This is a genomic window from Streptococcus sp. HMSC077D04 (genome assembly GCF_001808785.1).
Taxonomy (GTDB): domain Bacteria; phylum Bacillota; class Bacilli; order Lactobacillales; family Streptococcaceae; genus Streptococcus; species Streptococcus mitis_BX.
On the sequence record NZ_KV794458.1, the window covers coordinates 1041 to 19427 of the forward strand.

Annotated in this window: 18 protein-coding genes and 3 pseudogenes; 2 read left to right on the top strand and 19 right to left on the bottom strand. The window is 38.7% G+C overall.

The annotated features are described in order from the left end of the window. Positions 1-639: 639 nt before the first annotated feature. Together HMPREF2701_RS00205 and HMPREF2701_RS00210 are read right to left on the bottom strand one after the other, a co-directional pair. Positions 640-1857 (bottom strand): annotated as a pseudogene (locus tag HMPREF2701_RS00205) (tyrosine-type recombinase/integrase). Positions 1858-1938: 81 nt separating this feature from the next. Then, complete coding sequence (locus tag HMPREF2701_RS00210; RefSeq protein WP_000814511.1) at positions 1939-2142, bottom strand: excisionase; 204 nt, start codon at positions 2140-2142, stop codon at positions 1939-1941. Here HMPREF2701_RS00210 and HMPREF2701_RS11350 point away from each other — a divergent pair. Then, positions 2126-2377, top strand: a complete 252-nt coding sequence (locus HMPREF2701_RS11350; protein ID WP_001845478.1) for a hypothetical protein — start codon at positions 2126-2128, stop codon at positions 2375-2377. The genes HMPREF2701_RS00210 and HMPREF2701_RS11350 overlap by 17 nt on opposite strands. 225 nt (positions 2378-2602) lie before the next feature. Here the strand turns inward: HMPREF2701_RS11350 and HMPREF2701_RS00215 are convergent, their stop codons facing one another. Next, positions 2603-2833 carry a helix-turn-helix domain-containing protein gene (locus tag HMPREF2701_RS00215; protein ID WP_000857133.1) on the bottom strand — a complete coding sequence of 77 codons (231 nt, stop codon included), beginning with the start codon at positions 2831-2833 and terminating at the stop codon, positions 2603-2605. Beyond that, positions 2830-3252 carry a sigma-70 family RNA polymerase sigma factor gene (locus tag HMPREF2701_RS00220; protein WP_000804885.1) on the bottom strand — a complete coding sequence of 141 codons (423 nt, stop codon included), beginning with the start codon at positions 3250-3252 and terminating at the stop codon, positions 2830-2832. Before HMPREF2701_RS00220 ends, HMPREF2701_RS00215 begins: the two co-directional genes overlap by 4 nt. A 491-nt stretch (positions 3253-3743) precedes the next feature. Here HMPREF2701_RS00220 and HMPREF2701_RS00225 point away from each other — a divergent pair, with 491 nt between their 5' ends. After that, a complete protein-coding gene (locus HMPREF2701_RS00225; protein ID WP_001227347.1) occupies positions 3744-4097 on the top strand; it encodes a helix-turn-helix transcriptional regulator in 354 nt (117 codons plus the stop codon). Between the two features lie 59 nt (positions 4098-4156). Here the strand turns inward: HMPREF2701_RS00225 and HMPREF2701_RS10460 are convergent, their stop codons facing one another. The 15 genes and pseudogenes from HMPREF2701_RS10460 to HMPREF2701_RS00285 form a co-directional block, all read right to left on the bottom strand. Further along, positions 4157-4324, bottom strand: coding sequence for a cysteine-rich KTR domain-containing protein (locus tag HMPREF2701_RS10460; RefSeq protein ID WP_083281696.1), 168 nt, complete (start codon positions 4322-4324; stop codon positions 4157-4159). A gap of 118 nt (positions 4325-4442) precedes the next feature. Continuing rightward, the gene (tet(M), locus tag HMPREF2701_RS00230) at positions 4443-6362 is read right to left on the bottom strand and encodes a tetracycline resistance ribosomal protection protein Tet(M) (RefSeq protein WP_050072437.1); all 1920 of its coding nucleotides are present in this window, start codon (positions 6360-6362) and stop codon (positions 4443-4445) included. A 15-nt stretch (positions 6363-6377) separates the two neighbouring features. Next, positions 6378-6425, bottom strand: a pseudogene (locus HMPREF2701_RS11665) (hypothetical protein); the annotation flags it as partial. Positions 6426-6738: 313 nt separating this feature from the next. Beyond that, positions 6739-7674 carry a conjugal transfer protein gene (locus HMPREF2701_RS00235; RefSeq protein ID WP_001224320.1) on the bottom strand — a complete coding sequence of 312 codons (936 nt, stop codon included), beginning with the start codon at positions 7672-7674 and terminating at the stop codon, positions 6739-6741. Next, positions 7671-8517: pseudogene (locus HMPREF2701_RS00240) on the bottom strand (lysozyme family protein). Before HMPREF2701_RS00240 ends, HMPREF2701_RS00235 begins: the two are co-directional and overlap by 4 nt. Further along, on the bottom strand, positions 8514-10691 hold the full coding sequence (locus HMPREF2701_RS00245; RefSeq protein WP_070481748.1) for a CD3337/EF1877 family mobilome membrane protein: 2178 nt from the start codon (positions 10689-10691) through the stop codon (positions 8514-8516). Before HMPREF2701_RS00245 ends, HMPREF2701_RS00240 begins: the two are co-directional and overlap by 4 nt. A 2-nt stretch (positions 10692-10693) precedes the next feature. Next, a complete protein-coding gene (locus HMPREF2701_RS00250) occupies positions 10694-13141 on the bottom strand; it encodes a conjugal transfer ATPase TcpF (protein WP_000331160.1) in 2448 nt (815 codons plus the stop codon). Beyond that, positions 13125-13517 (bottom strand): conjugal transfer protein, encoded by a 393-nt coding sequence (locus HMPREF2701_RS00255; protein WP_000723888.1) that lies wholly within the window; start codon positions 13515-13517, stop codon positions 13125-13127. The genes HMPREF2701_RS00250 and HMPREF2701_RS00255 overlap by 17 nt, the downstream gene beginning before the upstream one ends. A gap of 88 nt (positions 13518-13605) precedes the next feature. Next, complete coding sequence (locus HMPREF2701_RS00260; RefSeq protein ID WP_000342539.1) at positions 13606-14103, bottom strand: antirestriction protein ArdA; 498 nt, start codon at positions 14101-14103, stop codon at positions 13606-13608. Positions 14104-14219: 116 nt separating this feature from the next. Continuing rightward, the gene (locus HMPREF2701_RS00265) at positions 14220-14441 is read right to left on the bottom strand and encodes a hypothetical protein (protein ID WP_001009056.1); all 222 of its coding nucleotides are present in this window, start codon (positions 14439-14441) and stop codon (positions 14220-14222) included. 42 nt (positions 14442-14483) lie between these two features. Next, entirely contained in the window at positions 14484-15689 is a 1206-nt protein-coding gene (gene mobT, locus HMPREF2701_RS00270; RefSeq protein WP_000398284.1) for a MobT family relaxase, read from the bottom strand. A 22-nt stretch (positions 15690-15711) separates the two neighbouring features. Next, positions 15712-15864: a hypothetical protein gene (locus tag HMPREF2701_RS10470; protein ID WP_000879507.1), complete on the bottom strand. Its 153-nt coding sequence runs from the start codon at positions 15862-15864 to the stop codon at positions 15712-15714. A gap of 2 nt (positions 15865-15866) precedes the next feature. After that, positions 15867-17252, bottom strand: a complete 1386-nt coding sequence (locus HMPREF2701_RS00275) for an FtsK/SpoIIIE domain-containing protein (protein ID WP_000813488.1) — start codon at positions 17250-17252, stop codon at positions 15867-15869. Positions 17253-17280: 28 nt separating this feature from the next. Then, a complete protein-coding gene (locus HMPREF2701_RS00280) occupies positions 17281-17667 on the bottom strand; it encodes a YdcP family protein (protein ID WP_070481749.1) in 387 nt (128 codons plus the stop codon). A gap of 15 nt (positions 17668-17682) precedes the next feature. Then, positions 17683-17997 carry a YdcP family protein gene (locus HMPREF2701_RS00285; RefSeq protein ID WP_000420682.1) on the bottom strand — a complete coding sequence of 105 codons (315 nt, stop codon included), beginning with the start codon at positions 17995-17997 and terminating at the stop codon, positions 17683-17685. Between the last annotated feature and the right edge of the window lie 390 nt (positions 17998-18387).

Consider the following 18387-nt stretch of genomic DNA (forward strand, 5'->3'; position numbering starts at 1 on the left):
AAAAAGAGAACGAGCCAAAACTGCGTTCTCCTGAAAATGATAAAACATTACTATTAAAATAGATTACATGTAAAACTCTAATCAGGCAGAGCCTGCTAACTCATGACAGAAAAAGATGTTTAGCCTATAGTGCTGGCATTAAAAAATCCTCACACATCACGCAAGGAAATCGCTAAATAAAACAGGCTTTGACCATGTCGGGATTAATTGCAGCACATTCCAAGGATCCAGCTTTTTCTTTTTTTTATAATCGAATTTCCCAAAGAGTAAGCAAGATGAAGGCCGTCATTGCTTATGCTCATAAGATTCTCAGAATCATTTACAAACTACTTTCTGCCAAGCATACTTATCAAAAAGAGAAGGGGCTAGGACTGAGGAAACAGTTCTAACGCCAAAACTAAAAAATTTCAATTACACGCTAGTACAGGAATTGATTTTTTACGCTTTCTTACTGTTTTTTATATTAAACAAAGTATAAATTTCTAATTATCTTTTTATATTTTCTTAAATGCTCGTAAAGCCTTATTCTATGTGCTTTCGAGTATTTTTACTGTAGGAAGATACTTCACGTTTCTTTGCATATTTCCTCATGTCTTAGCTGTCAGAAGTGGTAAATAAGTAGTAAATTCATTTGTACTACTAAGCAACAAGACGCTCCTGTTGCTTCTCTTTATTCAAGCGTTTCATTTCTGCCATTGCAGAATCGAATGTTGCATGTGCGTAATAGTTCAGCGTCATGGCTATATTAGCATGTCCCATAATGTACTGTAATGCCTTTGGATTCATTCCTGCATTTGCATAGTTGGTACAGAATGTATGTCGCAAACTATGTGGAGTGATGTGTGGCAATTTATCCTCGTTATACTTATTGTATTTCTTAACAAGACCTTTCATCATGCCGTTGTAATCACTTGCCACTTTTGGATAGTTCTTTCTATTAAGAAAGAGGAAATCACTATATCCATCAATCTCAACACGCTTATCATTCTTTCGATTCGCTAACACTCGCTTAAATGCTTGATAGGCTTCTTCAACCATAGGAACTTGACGTTCGCCACTTTTGGTCTTTGGTGTTTCAATGTAGTACCCAATTTCAGTATCTCTCAATAGCTGATGGTCTATATTGACAAGACGATTCTCAAAATCTAAATCTGGAAGTGTCAAACCACCAAACTCTGAAATACGAAGACCTGTTTTTAAGAGTATCAGAATTTCATCATAATTTTTGCTGTAGGTTTTATCAGCTTTTGCAAAGGCTAACAGTTTTTCTTCCTGTTCTTCTGTTAGTACGGTCTTAGGGACAGTATCATCATCAAGAACTGCTTTCAGTTGAAAGTCAAATGGATTCTTCCGAACACAATCATCTTGTATAGCAATATAGAATGAAGCCTTTAAAGAACGTTTGTAGTTATTGATGGTTTGATAAGCATAACCATTTTCACTCATTCTAATAGCCCATTCTTTAGCGTCTGATGGCTTAATACTGTCAATACTTCTTACACCTAACTTGTCTTTCTTCAAAATATCCATAAGATATTTGCGTCCAGTTTCAGTGTTTTTTCTAACCTTTGGTCTTTGAGCGTTCTGTTTTGCGTAAAGCTGGCAGAGTGTCATTTTCTTTCCTACAACATCAATACCATCATGAATGTCTTTCTGTAACTCTGCGATTTTCTCTCTAAGTGAGATACAATCACGCTTTCCTGCTGGTACTCGGTCTGTAGCCACAAGTTTCCACGAGTAAACAAATTGCGGTTCTCCAAATGAATCTATATATTTTTATAAGTATCTTCCGTCTTTTCGTTGGCTCTCTCCAGTCTTTAAGATTCGACCTTTATTGTCACGTCTTTTTTCTGACATGGCATTTGCTCCTTTCCTTTATGGAAAGAGCCTTGATACGACTTAATACTATTTTATCATATACAAGACCCTTTGGCGACGCTAGATTGCGTCCAATGTATCTATAATTTTTTCAAATTGTTTTCGTTTAATCTGAATACGATTGCCATTCATAATCAGCCAATTTGCATTTTTATTTTCCTCTGCCAAGCGTCGTAGCTTGTTTTCGCCAATACGAAAATATTTTGACGCTTCTTCAATGGTTAGGGTATAACGTTCCCAAATAGGAATGTCAGTCTGCTTCATAAAATCCTCCTTTCCAAATCACTTATTTGGATTTCATAAAAGTTGTTTTACCAGCAATCGAACAGCTTTAGCAAAGCTCACGGGAGTTCCACCCCTGCATGGTTCTCATGTAGCCATACTCATTGCCTGCGACGGTTTTATCACGCTCGGACTATTGACTGTATGGGAGTATCATTATCACGATAAGAATGTCGTTGCAGGCAATCCTGCTAAAGATTGCTTCTCGGATCACTAACATGAATCGCTCGCTATCTTTATAAGATAGGTCATGGCGGTTAGTTCCGTTGGCTCTTTTCTTATCGAAACGTATTCGATTACTTTTATTCAGTTTTCAAAGAACAATGGCTCGTTAGCCTATCAAAACACATTGAAAGCTCAATATGCTTTGGTGGAATAACAAACCTCCCTGTTCGGGAAGCGTGGAATGGTTTAGCACGCTTCCACGAAAGGAGAGAGGATATTACTTAATTTCAAATGACAAAATCTTTGTAATCAGTCTGGTTTCCATTCTTCCACGTAAGACTTCATCAACGACCATACTTTGATTGCCATATTCATCTTTCATAAGTCGTAGGGAACGCTTCGTTATGTACCCTCTGTAATGATGTAGAATCTGGTTAATCGCTTCGGTATCGCCATCTGTTGCCTTTACAATGAGAGGAAAGGGAATCATAGGATATTGTGTTTTCATTCTTCAAATTCCTCCATAAACTTTTTAATTAAGGCTAGTCCACTGGTTCTATGCCGATAGACAGTAGAACGGTTCAATTTCAACAGGTCTGCAATTTCTGAATCGCTCATGTCCATAAAGTAAAACAGCAGTAGAATTTCACGTTTCTTGTCTGGCAACTCACGTAATGCTTCACTCAACAAATCATTTTCAACGCCTACTGATAACCCATTGAGTGTAAAAATCTGAAAGTCAGTTGAATAGTTATCTGTTGTCGCAAACTGGCTAACAAGATAATCGCCAACATCCGAAAAGGACACCTCACGCTTTGCAATCCTTGAAAGATAAAGCATATAATTCTTTCGCTCGTCTTCCATAGCACGTTTACAGATATAGTCAAACTGATTTTCTATTGTGGTCTGAAAAGAAGATGGTTTCATGTTTCTCACCCCCTTTCTGTCTAGGAAAGGAAGTGAGCCTTGCTCGTTTATCTCCTTTCACTCTTAGTCCCAATGTGAAAGGGGGATTTGTTGCATTACTGATAAATAAACTTTGTAAAAAAGTTCTGAATAGCCAAAAAAGCATATAAACAGATTTATTTCTCTGTTTACTCTATCTATATGATTTATAAAACCACATTGGTGGACGTACTTATCTATTGCAGATAGACGACTTTTTTTGACAAGAACCCAATGTAAGGAAATTTATTGTATATGATGTACTTCATGGCGACGTTGACCTCCAACAAACCGCCATTTGGAAGTAATATACAATATTTTAACAGCGTAAATAGCACTACCATATAACGGTTTTTTTTATTGGCGTTTAGTAGTGCTTTTTATTAAATATAAACCTATAAACCATATAACACGTTTTTCTATACCTGTTTTTAATTCAGTAGGGACAATAAAATGTATAGAGGTGGTCTACTATGCGTAAAAAAGAAGATAAATATGATTTTAGAGCCTTTGGTTTAGCCATTAAAGAAGCTCGATTGAAACGAGGTTTAACTCGTGAACAAGTGGGAGCATTGATTGAAATTGACCCACGGTACTTAACTAATATTGAAAATAAAGGGCAACACCCCAGCATACAAGTTCTTTATGACCTTGTATCGTTACTTCATGTTTCCGTTGATGAATTTTTCTTACCTGCTAATAACTTGGTAAAAAGCACCCGACGATTACAGATAGAGAAATACATGGATAGCTTTACAGACAAAGAACTATCCTTAATGGAATCTTTAGCCAGCGGTATCAACGAAGCAAGAAACATCGAAGACTAATTAAAAGAATCCATACATAACGGAAAGAGCCGATAAAATGAGATTGTATTAATCTCATTTTATCGGCTCTGCGTCTTTGCGTCTGGCTCTGTAATCACAGTTACTTTGAACTGCTTTATTTCAATTAAATTTTCTTGTCTGCATCTCGGACAATAGAGGGGGAATTTTTTTAATTCAGTATCTTCCCTTATCTTTAATCGTGTTTTATTTCCACATACAGGACACAATATCCACTTGTAGTTTATAATAACTATCTCCTCCTTTACACTTTAATTCAAATCTTTATTAAAAAATATTTCATCTTATTTAACAAGAAACCATATTTATATAACAACATAAAATACACTAAGTTATTTTATTGAACATATATCGTACTTTATCTATCCGACTATTTGGACGACGGGGCTGGCAAACAGGTTCACCGGTAGTAACATGGTACCCTTTTAACTCTGTTAAACAAACACTACGTCCATTTGTAAAGAAAGTTAAATCACTACGATATTCTTGAATACACCGAGCAGGGATTTCTCCACTAAGAATGACCTCATTATTTTTCAATTGAGTGTCTACGATGTTCGCACAATATTTAGGAGCATCGTTGTATGCTCGTGAAAGATATTCCTGTGGCGCATAAATTTTAAAACTAAGATATGGCTCTAACAATTCTGTTCCAGCTTTTTTTAAGACTTGTTCCAATACAATAGGAGCAAGCATCCGAAAATCTGCTGGGGTACTAACAGGGCTATAGTATAAGCCATACTTAAAACAGATTTTACAGTCCGTCACATTCCAACCATACAATCCTTGTTCACAGCCATAGCGTATCCCCTCCATAACTGCATTTTGAAACGATTGATTTAAGTATCCAAGAGAAACCGAGCTCTCATACTGTACTCCGCTCCCTAATGGAAGCTGTGCTACAGATAGACCAATGGAAGCCCAGAAAGGATTCGGTGGAACTTCGATGTGAATGGTATACTCTGCTTTTTTTAACGGTCTTTCCATATAAATGACTGTAGGCTCTTTTATTTCTATCTCCACATGATACTTTTCTTGCAGCAGAGCACAAGTCACTTCCATTTGTACTTTCCCTAAGAAAGAAAGTATGATTTCATGTGTCGCAGAATCCACATAATATCGCAGAAGCGGGTCACTGTCGGAGATTTCTAAAAGTGCATCAAGTAACATTTCCCTTTGTTGAGGTTTGCTCGGTTCAACAGTCGTTTGCAGCAGAGGGAGGGGATTTTCAATTCTCTCTCTCTGTGGCAATAGCTTTGTATCTCCAAGAACACTATTTAACTTCAAAAACTCATTCTGCAAAATAACAATTTCCCCGGAATAAGCCTTATCGATTTTACATAATTCACCATTTATTGAAGTATACATTTCTGTAATTTTTATTTTTTCCTTTTCCGATATTCTAACCGAATCTCGCAAATGCAGTACGCCACTATAAAGACGTATATATGCAAGACGCTGTCTTTTTTCCGAATACTCAATTTTGAAAACTTTTCCGCAAAGTTCAGACTGACCTCGATGTGTTGATGAATAAAATTTATTCGTAATCACTTCTATAAGGTTATCAATCCCTATATTGTTTTTTGCACTTCCATGATAAAGAGGGAACAGAGAACAATTCTGAAATCTTATGCTTTCCTCTTGTTCGAGTTCCAATGCTTCTAATGATTTACCGGACATATATTTCTCTAAAAGGTCATCGTTTCCCTCTATTACCGTATCCCATTGTTCAGATTCGGTAAAGTTCGTCACACACATATTAGGATACAGTTCTACCTTCTGTTTGATTACAATTTCGGCAGAAAGTTTCTCTTTAATATCCTGATAAACCGTTGATAAATCAATTCCATTTTGGTCAATCTTATTGATAAAAAAGATTGTGGGAATCCCCATTTTCCTAAGTGCATGAAATAATATACGAGTTTGTGCTTGTACGCCATCTTTTGCAGAAATCAGTAGAATTGCCCCATCTAAAACTGATAATGAACGATATACTTCTGCTAAGAAATCCATATGTCCTGGCGTGTCTATGATGTTCACCTTCGTATTTTCCCACTGAAAAGAGGTTATTCCTGTCTGAATTGTAATTCCTCTCTGACGTTCTAAAAGCGTATTATCCGTCCTCGTTGTACCTTTGTCCACGCTTCCTAATTCTGTAATCGCTCCACTGTTATATAATAAGCTTTCTGTTAAGGTAGTTTTTCCTGCATCAACATGAGCTAAAACTCCAATATTAATAATTTTCATGTGATTTTCCTCCATTCAAAAACCCAAAAGGGCATAAAAATCCCAGTGATAAATACTTTTATCACTGGGATTTTTATGCATAACCATAGGCATACAAAGCATACAGATATTCTCCGGATACTTTAGAATCACATGATAAAGGTATTCTTAAACTGGGTACAAAAAACTAAGCCCTCCTAAAAAAGGACATCCAATTATTTGTTCCCACTATCAAATTGACAGTTTATTTAAGAATACCTTGCCGCATATTTATTAACTCCTTTTAAATAGATACTTAAATAATAGCACATAAGAGCATATTTGTAAAGGAATCTCCAATTTTTTATCAAAGAGAGTACGTGATTACAAAATAGCTGTAATAATGTACCAATATTTGTTATTCTATAATCTTCCAATTACTCCCGTTCTTTTCAAGTACCAAATCAAATTGAGATACCTGCGTTGCTTTGGTCTGCTGGTCGATATACTCCACTGTCAGCGATACCGTGACTTGATTATCCTTACGATTGTGAATAGGATTTACCAGTTCTTGAAAGATGTACTCTTTTCCGATTGGTTTTAATATCCCGTCATTCACATAGTAGGAAAGTTCACTGGCTGTCGCTGTAGGATAGAGCTTGAAGAACGTCGTTAAAAACTCATTGATTTCATTGGTTGTAATGGAATCAACCGTCCCCTCACTTTCAATGGCTTTTGGTTTATAACTTGATTTCTTAGGTATGTTGGTAATGGTCGGATTCTTAACCAGTACCATATTTCCAGAACCATCTACATAGACACTCACTATATAAGCAGAGTGGACGGTCTTTGTATTTTCTCCCTCTGTAATGAGCTGGTCTACACTGTAGGTTACATTAAACTCATTGTCGCCAGTTGGCTCTACCGTCCATATCTGAAATCCTCTTACAGAAGACGATACAGGAATATCTTTGCGTACTGTATCAACATTGAGAGCTTGAAGTTCATCTGTCAGATAGCCTTTTAGACTTTCCATTCGATTATCAATGGACTTATCGGATTGCTCCCATGAATAGTAGACTTTCGCAAAGTTCTCTACAAAATTTTCTACATGATGAGTATCAACGTATTCCTTTTCTATGATAGTTGTTTCGTGAATAGTATGAGTATCTATAGCTGTAAAGTGCTTGAATATCGCAAAGCTGAAACTAAGCCCTAAAAGTACCCACAAGGCAATCACAACCTTTTTATGAGGATTGACCTTATAGTAGACACGAGGTTTCTTTTCCTTTGGTATCTGTTTTTCTTTATTCTGATTTTTTCTAAATTTCATCATTAAATCTTCCTTTCTCATTGTTTGATTCGTCCTGCTCCCACTAAATGCTGTTGCCAGTAGGGGCTTGTTAAGTCGGCATAACCGATTGGGTCGCCTGCATGAAACATACGGTTATTGCCAAGGTATATCCCAACATGAGTAATATAAGAGCCAGCGTTATAGGTAGAATGAAAGAAAACCAAATCGCCAGCCCTCATATTTCAGTGCTTCGTCCATGATGGCTTGTACCGTATCATCATCAAACTCTGTTGTGACAAGATACTGCGTTACCAGTTGCACATAAAACATATTGCCATAGTTGTATCGCCAGCCCCCATTGATAGGTATGGCTATGGGATTGGGGTAAGACACTTTTTCGCCACCTGAATACTCTTTTGAGAAACTTTGAGCCAGTTCAAAGGTATATTTATTTCCACGATTAGCCACATACCCTAAGAAACCACCACCATAATTGTAGGACTGGATAACCGATTCTAAATCTACACTGAGCCTTTCGCTACTGGCTAATAATTCACTGAAATACTTCACACCTTGCTTAATGGATTCTTCTGTACTCAATGAATTAGGTGGAAGACCGAGGGATTCCGAGGACTGCATAACATCTTCCGCAGTACCGCCCGATTCCACCTGTATAATCGCAAGAAGTATGTTGACATATTCTTCAACGCCATATTCTTTGGCATATTTTTCTACCATAGGCTTATGAGCCAGCACTTCTGCGGAAACATTCACACCTCCATAATGAATATTGGAAATTCCGCTGTCCTGTTCATCTGAAAATAAAATGGCAACAAACAGAAGCAGTGAGAAGACCATCAAGAATAATCCAGGACCACCAATCACTAAAGTTTTCAACTTCATGGTTTCTTACCGACTTTCTTAATGGTGGCGGTTTTGATTGGTGGTCTACTTCTTGTATTTTGTAGTGGTACTCTTTGAACAGTAGACGGACGTTCTTTTGTGATTGGACGTTGTGAAGTTCTATCTGCTGTAGTGGTTGAAGTTGCTGGCTTTTGAACGGTTTTTTCTTGAACGGTATTGCCTTGGCGTTCCACTTTTGGACTTGAAAAATCGGTCTTAACTGCTGGACGCTCTTGTTTGGCTTGTTGAGATTCCTTATATGAAGTCTGAATATTAGACTGTTTTGAGGTCTGTTCATCATGATATTGTTCTTGTCTTGTAGTCGGTCTTTCATGAACAGAAGAAGCAGGCTGTTTTTTCTGTTTGACCTGTTCCATTTCAGAGCGACGCTTCGCAATGGTTTTTCGCCTTTGTTCCTGCTGTTCCTTGCGTCCACTGGCTCTGTCCGCTTTGGTTTGAGAAATACTACTGGTTAAATCACGGACATTCTCTTTTACTTTGGATTTTCCTTGATATACTGCATATCTTGCATTGGTCGGCAAATCTTTAACCTGTTCTTTCAAACCACTAGCAGTGTCTACCATTCTGTCTTTGGTATCAGCTACTGTACCGATGGTTTGACCGATACGTTTTCCAAGTGTTGATTTTTCCTTTCCGTCTGGTCGGGAGTGATCTGCTTGTGTCCTTGCAGAACTCCCCGAACCCGACTGTCCTTTTTTACCTGTAACAATGGCAGACCCAGCCCCTAGAGTAGTCATGGAACGTCCAAGTTTCCGCTGTAGACGGTGCATGTGAGCGTGCACAAGCATACGAGGTTTTCTCATCACACGACTTCCCACACTTTGAGAATCGTTACTCTGTAGAGAAAACATACTCATTAAATCGCCCAGCTTGAAGTAGATTCCTGCAAAGGTCACAATCTGTAGAAAAGCAATCAAAAAGAACGGATAACCAGCCGATAAGGTATAGAGCATGGTTGAAATACTAAATGCTGTCGTAATAATCAATGTGATTCCAGCTCGTGTCAAAATGGTATTAAAGAGCTTTGTTATGGCTCGTTTTGACATACCATCAAATGATGGAATCATGCTTAAAATAAAGCTCACAGGCAGAAACATAGCATAGATGATAAAAAGTACCTGCGAGAAAATCATGATTCCTGTTAATAGGAATACAAATATGGAAATCCCAATATTGAAGACAAATAGGAAGAAGACTGTACCTAAACGGTTAATGGTCTTTGTAATGGTTAGATTGGTATTGCTTCTGTCTTCAATTTCTTCCGCAACAATTTTTTCTCTGTCTTCGCCATTGTTGGAATCTGGGCTGGTGGAGAGCAGGCTTTCCACACGGTCAATACCGATACTTTCAATGTCTGAACTGTTGTATTGAAGCAGTAGCCACGGTTGCTGAACCTGTATGGAAAACAGGCTATCTCTGATTAAGTCCACGCTGTCCTTGCCTTGACTATCGGAATGGGGCATGACAATCTTCGTGCCAAGTGATAAACTGGCATTACTGATGTCTGATGAAAAGTCATTGATTTTTTTAATGTAGTCGGGAGCGTAGGCAATAAAGGAAGCCGATAGGATAAACACCAGCACAAAATTCATAATGGCATGAATTGCCTTTGTGGTTTCTCTCTTTATCAGTCCCGTATAGGCAACATAAACCCCAAGAACCAAAATCAAGAGTAAGAGGAATCCAACATAGAAACCCTCTGTTGAAAATCCGTTTGCACTCACACCAGCTAAGGTCTGCATATTCTTACCAATGGAATCTGCTGTAGCGGAAATGAAGTCTAAGGAATAGGCTTCCTGTACTAAGTAACCTGTCGCATTGGAAACATACAAACTGATTGTCCAAATAAAATTGGTAATGGCATATAGTCCATACATGACCTGTTTTCCAATCCCGTCCGACCAGTTCCACGGAAGCCAGCCCCAGCTATTATCCACATAAAAATCCAGTTGATAGTTTTCAAGTGGGTATCGGCTGTATTCATTTGCCACATTGACCGTATCATCTACCAAGCCCGCAGCTTGAACCACCGTTCCCAGCATGGCTAAAAGAAAAATGGCAATCACAAGTGTGAAAGCCACTGTCATTGCCACTTTACCTAGACGTTTCAGCGTCCAGTTTGATTTTATTCTGTTTACTATTGATGGTTTCACATTTACACCTCTTTTCGCACAGGTGGTCTGGTATCAAAGGCATGGAGCAGTTCTTCAAATACAGGGTGGAACTGTATCACACCGACACGACCATATAAATCACTGATAAGGCATTGCCCGTTTTCCAAATCACGCAATCGCTTCTGATTGTTTTCGTCCTCTGGGTCTACACCAAAAAAGGCTAAGGTCTTTTTAATCTCGTTAAGGTCAGTGGAACGAAATGCAAATTTTAAGCCGAGGTTATTTTTCAGTTTTTCATCTAAGAGGTCGTCTGTATTTTGGGTCACGAAATATACCCCAGCGTTCATAGCACGACCAGCCCGAACCAGCTTCATAGATAGTGTTTTTCCTTGTGCTACCTGTAAAAAGCTCCATGCTTCGTCTAAATCTACAATCTTGAAAATGCTTCGGTCTGTATGGATAAAGTCTAAAGCAAAGGTACTAATGACAATCAGCATAGCAACGGATAAAAGCTCCATAGTGGTATATTCCTCAAAGGAAGTTTCCTTGTCGGGAAGTACCAAGTCCGCAACCTGTATAATGTTCAGTTGTTTTTCTAAGCTGATAGACTGCTCCACATAACCATTACTGAATAATAAATGTGCAAAGTCATAGTCTGTAAAACTTTCGATATGGTCGGCTATACTGGTACTTAGTGGCGTATTCTCAACCCGTAATTCCTCAATCACTTTCATCAACCCTCGTACTTCACTATTGGTTACTGCACGAATGGCTTTTCTAAGGATTGGGAAGCGTTCCCCATCACGAGAGGAAATCCCCGTAAGGAATGTCAGAATATCAATAGCCAGTGATTCAGAATCTTTGGGATTTTTCATAATCACATAAGGGTCAAGTAAGCCTTTGTTTTTCTCATCAGAAGTCAGAGTGACGATATTGATTTCATGGGAAATCTCTGGCAAGGTTTCTTTCCATCTGCCACGTTCTGCTTTTGGGTCTACAATCACTGCTTGTGCCCCATAAAGCACCGCATAATAGACGATAAGGTTATTCGCAAAGGATTTACCACCACCCAGCGAACCAACAAAAGCCGACGCTAACGCATTGGTTACTGAACCCTTAACCCCTTGACTGGCAAGAGCAGGTTTCAGATAGACATTGCGTCCAGTATCTAAGCTGTAGCCAACATAAATCCCCTCATTTTCCCCCAGCATTTGAGTAGCACCAAAACCTAAACCAGCGAGGAAATCAGAGGTCACGTATTGAATATAATCATTCATATAACGCTTGCTGGCAGGTAAAAATTCTTCATGTAAGCCGAGCATATCCCCAAATGGTCGTACCAGTTTTACGCTTAAATCGTCATAAAAATCTTTCACTTCATTACAACGACGTTTGAGTTCGTCAAGATCATTTGCTGATACCCTTACCACATAAGACAGCTTGTACATAGATTCCTTGCTTTGGTCTAAATTGGTTTCCAGCTCATTCACACTTTCCAGAGCTTCCGCCACATTGGAGCTGGTTTCATTATCACTTTGCCAAGCGTGGTTATCCAAGTCTTTCAGTTCTTTCTTTTTATTGCGGACAGTAGATAGGGCTTTACGATTCGCTACAATTTCCACATTCATTGACGTATCAATCGGGAATGTAAATTGCTGTTGCTGGTAGTAGAAGATTTCAGAGGACGGGAAGTCCAGTTCTCCGACAATGCTGTTAATGGTAAAGTAAGCTACATAGACGGTTTCATCTTCCTGCTGGATTTTCAAATATCGCTGTTTTTCTTCCACCAAACAGCGAGTAGGCTTAATCAAGTCATAGTATTTAATCAGCGTTTCATTATCCAGCTTTTTCTTTGATAGATGGTACTCATACTCTTCATAGGCAGTGCCTGTCTGTCCGTAAAGGTGTTCAATCAGATAGCCGAAGTCGTCCTTATCTAACCTGCGGATTTTGAAACGACGAGAGATTTTATTTTCTAAGAGCTTTTCCATCTTCTGAAAACGCAGGATTTCATCATTACTCATACTAACAAAATCGCCCATCAGCTTATGGTTCACATCATAGACAAAATCAGACAAAGCATTTTTTGCTTCAACGGTAAGACTTTTCATAGAAAACTCCTGATCGTTGAGAAGCAACTTAAAGCCGATAAAGAAACGGTAGTTCACTTGATTTTCGCCAATCATGGATATTAAAGCGTCTGTCTGTTGGTCGATTTTGTCATAGGCAACCGCTTTGAGCTTGCCAGTGACTTCATTTTTGGAACGCTCTTGTGCAGAACGTATGCTGGATTCTGTACTGATTTGTAAAGCATGAATTTTGCCATCACGATTTTGTGCGATAAGCTGTCTGAAAGAATCATGCACTTGTATTTTCTGTTCTGGACTTAGAAATGAGTAATTGTAAGGAACAAGCTCATAGTAAGCATAACATTCCCCGTCTTTATTCCAGACGAGATTGTTTTCAATGTATTTAATTGGATATGCCATAAAATTCACTCCTAACTGCTGTAATGGCTTCTTGTGGCTGGTTTCTGCCAAGCGTTACTTTTTTTCCTGCATAGGTCAGCTTTGGTCGCAGTGCATAAGCAATGACAGACTTCAAAAATCCATAAGGCTTTTTACCATCAAAAGTTTTTGTAGACATAAACCATGTGAAAGCCACAGGAATCCCAAAGTATTTGAGAAATGCTCCCTCTATCATGGAAAGAGGGGGCAAGTTGCCAAGTATCATCACTGCAAAGAGTGACACGACAAACCATGTCATTTGCGTAAAGGTTATGGGAAACGGAAGTCTAAAATCATTGATAGAATACAGTACCTTTTCCACAGACCAGATACTGGTATAGCTTCGTATTTTCTTCATGTAATCAATCCTTTCATAAAAAATAGGGGTAGCTGATTGAGCCACCCCGTAAAATAGAAAATCTGCCAGTAGTAATGTACCGACAGATTTAATAGACGATTTCAAAAATCCCATGATTGGTTGAGATAAACGTTCCTGAAAGGTCTAAATCCCGACCATAGGCTTGATAATCAATATAGTTTTGAAGACTAGCTGGTACTTCGCCTAAAGCACCCGTTTCTTCAATGTAGTAGCGTGCCACGTCATACATATCATCACAATCGGAATGAATGATAATATCCTCTTGATGTTCGCTTAGTTCTTCAATGCTTGAAAAATGAGTGAGCAGAGCAGATAGCTCCGATTGTAATTCTTCGGGTAATTCCGATACCATTTCCCATAGTCGATTGAGTTCGCCAATGGAAGTGTATTCGTCAACCGTAAAGGGTAACTCGTAGTCATGAATGGCGTATTCCTCATATTCATCATTCAAGCCGATTTTCTCTTTGACTTCCTCAAAGTCAATGGGAAAGGTAAACCACGCACCGACCAATTCGCCCTCATTGTATTTGCCTAAATTCGCAATATAGACTTGCATATCGTCCATATATTCACGTCCTTTCTTTGTAGAGATTCAAAAATCCCTACCGCACTTCGTTTGGTGTACCATTCCTTTGCGGAACATAAGAAAACCACTTATATTCCACAAAAGAACGGTTTTATTTAAGCACCAATAATGCGATTGAATAGCTCTAGTAAAATGTCTTTTACTCCAGCAGCGTTGAAGACTAAGCCAACCGCAATAATCGCAATAATTAAAAAGCCAATCAGTTTGCTAAACTCACGCTTGAAGCCAAGATACAAGCCAATCACAACGATTGCTAAAAGCACCAGTGATTGAGCGTTTGATAGAAACCAGTTATAAAGGTTTTGTCCAAAATTCATAAAAATGTTCTCCTCTCTATATTCAATGAATTTGTATTTGAGTTATTTTTTTGTTGTTATCACGTCCTGTTCTTTTACTGACTGTTGCTTCAAAATCTGCTTGTGTCGGTCTGTCAGTTTCGCATGGTCGAGAATGTCTTTTACAACCTGCGTCTGGTTGATTTCATCAAGTTTAATCGCAACCTTTAAGGTCGGGGCAACTTGATGAGATAGCCAGTTCAGCGTCCTTTGGAAGGAGTAAGGCTCTGGTTTTGTGGTTAGTTTTAATCGTTCACGATTGTTCCCAATAAACCAAGCCCATTCTTCATTCAGTTTCCAATCAGAACGAGGTTTGGAATCGTCTTTATCTACAAAACGGATATACCGATTGATAATTTTAAAGGCGGTATGCTCTGGATTGTCATAGACGAGTAAATCACGGACTGCATAATAGGCACGCTCATTTTTCAATCGAATCTCAAAACGGTTTTTTACTTCTGCGTCTTCAATGGGAATATCATTTTTCTTGTACTGCTCGTAGTCCTTTTCATAGATACAGAAATAAACTTCACTTTGTAATGAACCGATATAGAGGGTGTTTCCCATACATTCCTTTTCCTCTTTGCGTACCAGTTCGCCACTGCGATAGCTTTTAAAACTGCGGAAGACGGAGATACATTCTTCCTGTTGGCACTTTTCAGTGAGTACAGGGATATTCAAAATCCCTGTCTTATCGTTAATGGCAAGGTCAAGGCGTTTCATCACACCGCCAGCCACCAAAACGTCCATAAAGAACTCATACCAGCTTCTTTGTTGTGCCAGAAGATAGCTTTCAAATTGTCTGCACCCACGACCTTTCAATTCCACCAGAACTCCTTTGTCCAGTTCATGGGAGCAAAGGACGAATATGTCGCCTAAAGCATAATGCTCTGAATAAGAATAGAAACCATAGTCCTCATGAAGAAAATAGGACAGTTTCAGTTGTAAGATGTTTTCGACCACCTGCTGTACGTCTGTTGTCGGAAAGCGAATCCTTACATAATCAAACAGCATTTCAAGGGGAGCGTCGGGATTGAAGCGTTCCAGAGCTTCCCAAAGGGACTGCTGTAAATCCTCTGATGGCTTGACTTTTCCTGTTTCAATATCGCTTAGATACTGCCTTGTAATACCAGTCGCAACAGCTAAACGGTTTTGAGATAGTCCATAAGCCAAGCGTTTTTCTTTTAAATGCTGTAACCAAGTTTGTTCATTCAGTAAAAATCCCTCCAATCAAAAAGGCGTATGTCAACTTTTAAAGCCCATTTGACATACGCTGAAATTTTGTAAATCCCTTGTAACCAAAGGATTTTCTAATGTTTTTTTGACTGTTTCCTGTCGATTTGTACCCCCCTGTTAGATACGGGGGGTTAAGTGCTGGCGTGGCTATTGCCACACCAGCCAGCAAGATCAGTCCACACCTGCGACTTCCGCTTCGCACGTCGCCTGCGTGGACTGTCTGCTGTTGGATAACTTTTTAATTTCCTCCAAGAAATCATATCCTTTTGGTACAAGGGGAGTATAAAACTCTGATATGACACTTGTTCCTACATCAACATAGCCACGACCTTTGATTCGCTTTAAGAAGAAATCCTTTTGTACGTCACTGCCAAACATCATGCCATAGCCCATTTCAGACATACGACCTAAAGCCACTCTGAAATTAAACTGATCACGGATTCCGTCGCCTAAATATTTTGCGTCTGGACGTTGACAAGCCAGTATTAGAAAGAAGCCAGCTTGACGACCTAACATGACAATCTGTTTCAGCTTATTCATAACTGCGGTGTTTTCTTTTGTTCCCAGCATTTCCATGAAAGCGACGTATTCATCAAAGATTAAGAAGTGTGCCGGGAGACCTAAGTAAGCATAATTTTTGCCAGTCTTATAGTTCTTCATCTGCTTCATTTCCTCACTACGTTTCATCATTTCTTCATAGAATGTTTCAATGCAAGAAAGCAAGTCTTCTTTTCTATAGTAGACATTTGCCATCACAGAACCTAAGTCCGCAAGGTCAGCATTTTTCGGGTCAAGAATATACAGTTTTGAATCTGTATGAAGCAAGGCTTCAATCAGTGTCAGTATAAAGTAAGTTTTACCGCCACCTGTACCACCAGCAATCAACATATGAGGGAGCTTATCATATTCCCACCATACGTTTTTCATTAAGCGAAGTTTACCATCTTTAGCTTCTACTTCATCAATAGAAATACGACTGGCTATGGTGTCATAGAGCAAAGTATATTCCACATAGGAATCCTTTAACTCTTTATCCGTCAGCTCACAGTACAAGCCACTCTCTAATTTCTTTTCCAAGTGTAAGAGTTGGTCTTGATATTTTCCCAGCGTGATTTCCACCCGTATCTGTATCAAGCCATTTTTAAGTCGATAATACATTTTAGGGAAGTAGGTTATCTTTTCCTTTGTACGACCAGCACTATCTTTAAAGAAACCCTCTGTTTTGACCTGTTCAGATTCATACCACTTGTTTTCAAGTATCATCTTTGCCAGTTTTTGACGGTGGTAAAGTTGTTTAACCGTATCATAGCGAACCCGTTTGAATACAAACGCTACCAGCAAGCAGATAAGAATTGCGACACTGAAACTGATAATTAAATAGGGAATGTCAATCTTATCTGCTTGTGATAGGTTAAAATCCTGCCAGTTGATCTGCTGGATTGTCTTCACATGAAACAGTCCGACAACCAGCAGGAAAACAGGCAGGAGTGACGCTATCGTAAAATGAAAGACTAAATCTTTACCAGATGGGCGAATCCTTTTACCACGCTGTTTCATGCGAAAAAGTCTCCTTTCTACCTAGCGACTATTTGTCTTGTGTCGGTTCTTTCTTTGCTTGTGGTTGAGCTTTGAATGAACTAGAATCCTTTGTCAGCACAATATCGTCTGCCTTGATATACCAGTCAACATCTGCTCCTTGATAGGTGGCAGTAGCAACGGTGTCCGCAATGGGATTGATAAGTTCCACCCGTGCGTTATAATCAAACTCTTTCAAAGGCACGCTGGCAGGAATACTTACTTGAATCATGCGTCCTTGTCCTTTGGATTTTAAGTCATAGGTACGTTCCTTGATTTCATCTGAAACCGACCCGTCTTCATTTTGGATTCTCACTTCACGACGTAGAGCAGAGAATTTCAATTCTCCAAAAGTCGTGTCTTTATCAAATACAATGCCATTTGCTAATCTCATCATTTTTCCTCTCTTTCTTTATTCTTTTATCATGTCGTCAGCATGTAAAAGGTAATTTGTAAAACCACGAGTGCCGATTTTGTAGCCCTCTGCGGTAATACGTGGATTGACTAACTTCACACGTTCCTCAAAGCCGAAATGTTTTTCGCCAGCTTCAGCAGGAAGCACCACCACAATATCATCTGCTCTTTGAACATCAGAATAGAGATTATAGCTTCTTGATAAGACAGTTAGCCGTCCGTTGATTCTTCGCTGAACGACTTTATCCTCGCCAGCAAATTCTAAATTGCCGAATGTTTTTTCCATGTTGGGAATCACAAATTTAAGTTCCATATTTTTACCTATCCTTTCTTTTTTATTGGCTGAATGAATGTTTGATGGTCTTAAAGAGTGGGGAACGACCTTTTGATTCTTGATTTTTTGTTTTCATAAGTTCACTTCCTTTCAAAATCGGGTAAAAAAATAGACACCTCATTTTTTGAAGTGTCTACCTATTAAATATTCAAATTTTATTGGAAGTATCTTTATATCTTCACTTTTCAAGGATAAATCGTCGTATCAAAGCTCATTCATAAGTAGTAAATTAGTAGTAAATTGAGTGGTTTTGACCTTGATAAAGTGTGATAAGTCCAGTTTTTATGCGGATAACTAGATTTTTATGCTATTTTTCAAATAAAAAAGATGACTTACTGAACCTGTAAGCCACCTAATCAGTCGGTTTAT

Bases quoted from the DNA above. Each gene is read 5' to 3' on its own strand.
- HMPREF2701_RS11350 (WP_001845478.1), top strand. From the start codon at position 2,126: ATGTCAGTCTGCTTCATAAAATCCTCCTTTCCAAATCACTTATTTGGA.
- HMPREF2701_RS00210 (WP_000814511.1), bottom strand. From the start codon at position 2,142: ATGAAGCAGACTGACATTCCTATTTGGGAACGTTATACCCTAACCATT.
- HMPREF2701_RS00215 (WP_000857133.1), bottom strand. From the start codon at position 2,833: ATGAAAACACAATATCCTATGATTCCCTTTCCTCTCATTGTAAAGGCA.
- HMPREF2701_RS00220 (WP_000804885.1), bottom strand. From the start codon at position 3,252: ATGAAACCATCTTCTTTTCAGACCACAATAGAAAATCAGTTTGACTAT.
- HMPREF2701_RS00225 (WP_001227347.1), top strand. From the start codon at position 3,744: ATGCGTAAAAAAGAAGATAAATATGATTTTAGAGCCTTTGGTTTAGCC.
- HMPREF2701_RS00235 (WP_001224320.1), bottom strand. From the start codon at position 7,674: ATGAGAAAGGAAGATTTAATGATGAAATTTAGAAAAAATCAGAATAAA.
- HMPREF2701_RS00250 (WP_000331160.1), bottom strand. From the start codon at position 13,141: ATGGCATATCCAATTAAATACATTGAAAACAATCTCGTCTGGAATAAA.
- HMPREF2701_RS00255 (WP_000723888.1), bottom strand. From the start codon at position 13,517: ATGAAGAAAATACGAAGCTATACCAGTATCTGGTCTGTGGAAAAGGTA.
- HMPREF2701_RS00260 (WP_000342539.1), bottom strand. From the start codon at position 14,103: ATGGACGATATGCAAGTCTATATTGCGAATTTAGGCAAATACAATGAG.
- HMPREF2701_RS00265 (WP_001009056.1), bottom strand. From the start codon at position 14,441: ATGAATTTTGGACAAAACCTTTATAACTGGTTTCTATCAAACGCTCAA.
- HMPREF2701_RS00275 (WP_000813488.1), bottom strand. From the start codon at position 17,252: ATGAAACAGCGTGGTAAAAGGATTCGCCCATCTGGTAAAGATTTAGTC.
- HMPREF2701_RS00280 (WP_070481749.1), bottom strand. From the start codon at position 17,667: ATGATGAGATTAGCAAATGGCATTGTATTTGATAAAGACACGACTTTT.
- HMPREF2701_RS00285 (WP_000420682.1), bottom strand. From the start codon at position 17,997: ATGGAACTTAAATTTGTGATTCCCAACATGGAAAAAACATTCGGCAAT.